Origin of the sequence: Collinsella aerofaciens (genome assembly GCF_039062315.1) — a bacterium.
GTDB classification, from domain to species: domain Bacteria; phylum Actinomycetota; class Coriobacteriia; order Coriobacteriales; family Coriobacteriaceae; genus Collinsella; species Collinsella aerofaciens_BG.
In genome coordinates, this window is record NZ_JBCJBG010000034.1 from 1 (window position 1) to 2,256 (window position 2,256).

At 69.1% G+C, this 2,256-nt stretch carries 2 protein-coding genes; both read left to right on the forward strand.

All coding sequences use genetic code 11. From position 1 onward, the window contains the following. Positions 1 to 149 precede the first annotated feature (149 nt). The gene (gene istA / locus ABCP74_RS09375) at positions 150 to 1,382 is read left to right on the forward strand and encodes an IS21 family transposase (protein ID WP_343001675.1); all 1,233 of its coding nucleotides are present in this window, start codon (positions 150 to 152) and stop codon (positions 1,380 to 1,382) included. Beyond that, complete coding sequence (gene istB, locus ABCP74_RS09380; RefSeq protein WP_117821545.1) at positions 1,382 to 2,155, forward strand: IS21-like element helper ATPase IstB; 774 nt, start codon at positions 1,382 to 1,384, stop codon at positions 2,153 to 2,155. Before istA ends, istB begins: the two co-directional genes overlap by 1 nt. Positions 2,156 to 2,256 lie beyond the last annotated feature (101 nt).

Sequence of the window (2,256 nt, forward strand, 5' to 3'; positions counted from 1 at the left end):
TGTTAGCGCTAATCTAAAATTAACCACTTTCGCAAACGCATCTCGCCGAATGCGCTAACGCGCTTTCGCCGACCCCGCTAACGTACTTTCACCAACTGCGCTAACGGAACTATGCTCCGATCGGGTATCCGACCCGGGAGGAGCGGGATATGGAGCGAAACGTAATGGGAGAGCTGAACGTCTACAGGGGGTCCGGCGCGAAGCCGAACTTCAGCGAGATCGCGAGGAGGCACGGCATGGACCGGCACACGGTCGCCAAGTACTGGCGGGAGGGCGAGTCCGCCGCCGACGGGAGGTCCGCGAGGGGCAGCGCCTTCGACCCGCTCGAGGAGGAGATCCGCGCGAAGGCCCAGCTGCCCGGGATGACCAAGATGGCCGTCTACGCGTTCCTGCGCGAGGGCCGCGGGGAGGGGCTGCCCGGGTACGGCGCCTTCACCGCGTGGTGCCGGGCGCGCGACGTGCCCTTCGGGGGCGCGGGCGGCCGCGAGCCGCACCCGCGGTTCGAGACGCCCCCGGGAAGGCAGCTGCAGTTCGACTGGAAGGAGGGCATGAGGCTCGTCGACTCGGAGGGCGAGGTCTTCGAGTTCAGCGTGTTCACCGCGACGCTCGGCTACTCCCGGAAGCACCGCTTCATACCGGTCAGGAGCCGCACGCTCGACGACCTGCTGTCCTGCCTGCTCGCCACCTTCACCCGCCTCGGCGGCGTCCCGGAGGAGTGCATCACGGACAACATGTCGTGCCTGGTGACCGTCTCGGGCCGCAAGAGGACCAGGCAGGAGAGGGCGTGGCGGTTCGCGCGGGAGGCCGGCTTCGAGCTCAGGCTCTGCGCGCCGCGCTCGCCGCAGACCAAGGGCAAGGACGAGTCGGCCAACCGCTTCCTGAACCGCCTGCTCGCCTACGGCGGCGAGTTCACCGGGTGGAGCGGCCTCGCCGAGGCGGTGGCCCGGGTCGAGGCCCAGGCCAACTCGGAGCCGAACCGCACCACCGGCCTGCCGCCCGACGCGCTGTTCATGCGGGAGAAGGAGAGCCTGCGGCCCATCGGGAACCTCCGGCTCCTCGAGTCGATGGTGGGCGACGTGAGCGTCCAGACCGTCCCGCCGACCATGCTCGTCAGGGCCGCCGGCAGGGAGTGGTCCGTGCCCAGGCGCTGCATCGGCCGGCGCGTGAGCGTCATAGCGATGCCCGGCGGCCAGGTCGTGGTGAGGATGGCCGGCGAGGAGGTCGCCGTCCACGACGCCGCGTCCGGGCCGTCGAGGCCCATCAACTACGACCCCGACCACTACGAGCAGGCCCTCGAGGGGAAGCGGGGCCTGGCCGACGCGGACATCGCCGAGGCCGCGCGCGCCAACCTCGCGCTGCTCGACTCGCTCGGAGGGGCGTGATGGGCGCCGTCGCGGAGGGCAGCCCCTCGATCAGGGCGCAGGCGAACCTCTCCGCTCTCGGGCTGCACGAGATGGCGGCGTCCCTGCCCGACTACGTGAGGATGGTCGCCGCGGGCGAGCGGGGCTTCGCCTCCGCCCTCGAGGAGATGACGCGCGTCGAGGTCGCCGCCCGGGAGGTCAGGATCACCAACCAGCGCATACGGTCGTCGGGGTTCCCCTACGTCAAGGGGCTGGCGGACTTCGACTGGGACTTCCAGCCGTCGGTCCCGCGCGCCGAGATCGAGGAGCTCGCGACCCTCAGGTTCGTGGAGCGGGCCGAGAACGTCCTGCTCGTGGGAAGCCCCGGCGTGGGCAAGACGCACCTCGCCGTCGCGCTGGGCATCGAGGCGGTCAGGGCGGGGCGCGAGGTCAGGTTCGTGGACTGCGCCCGGCTCGTCGAGGACCTGGAGGACGCCTCGTCGCGCGGCATCCTCAAGAAGAGGCTCAAGTACTACGCCCACTCGAGGCTGCTGATCATCGACGAGCTCGGCTACCTCGACGTCGGCAGCGCGGGCGCGGACCTGCTGTTCCAGCTGATATCGACGCGCTACGAGCAGCGCTCGACGATCATCACCACCAACGTGGGGATCAGCGGCTGGGGCAGGGTGTTCGGGGACGACGTGGCGGCGAGCGCGATCGCGGACAGGGTGTGCCACCACTGCCACCTGGTCAAGATAACGGGCAGGTCCTACAGGCTGAAGGACCTGCCGAGGGACGGTCCCGTCAAGCCGTGACCGGAATCGGTGAAAATACGTTAGCGCAACCGGTGAAACCGCCTTTGCGCGAACGGCGCGCCTGTTTAGCGAAACTGGTGAAAAATAGATTGACGCTAACA

Bases quoted from the DNA above. Each gene is read 5' to 3' on its own strand.
- istA (WP_343001675.1), top strand. From the start codon at position 150: ATGGAGCGAAACGTAATGGGAGAGCTGAACGTCTACAGGGGGTCCGGC.
- istB (WP_117821545.1), top strand. From the start codon at position 1,382: ATGGGCGCCGTCGCGGAGGGCAGCCCCTCGATCAGGGCGCAGGCGAAC.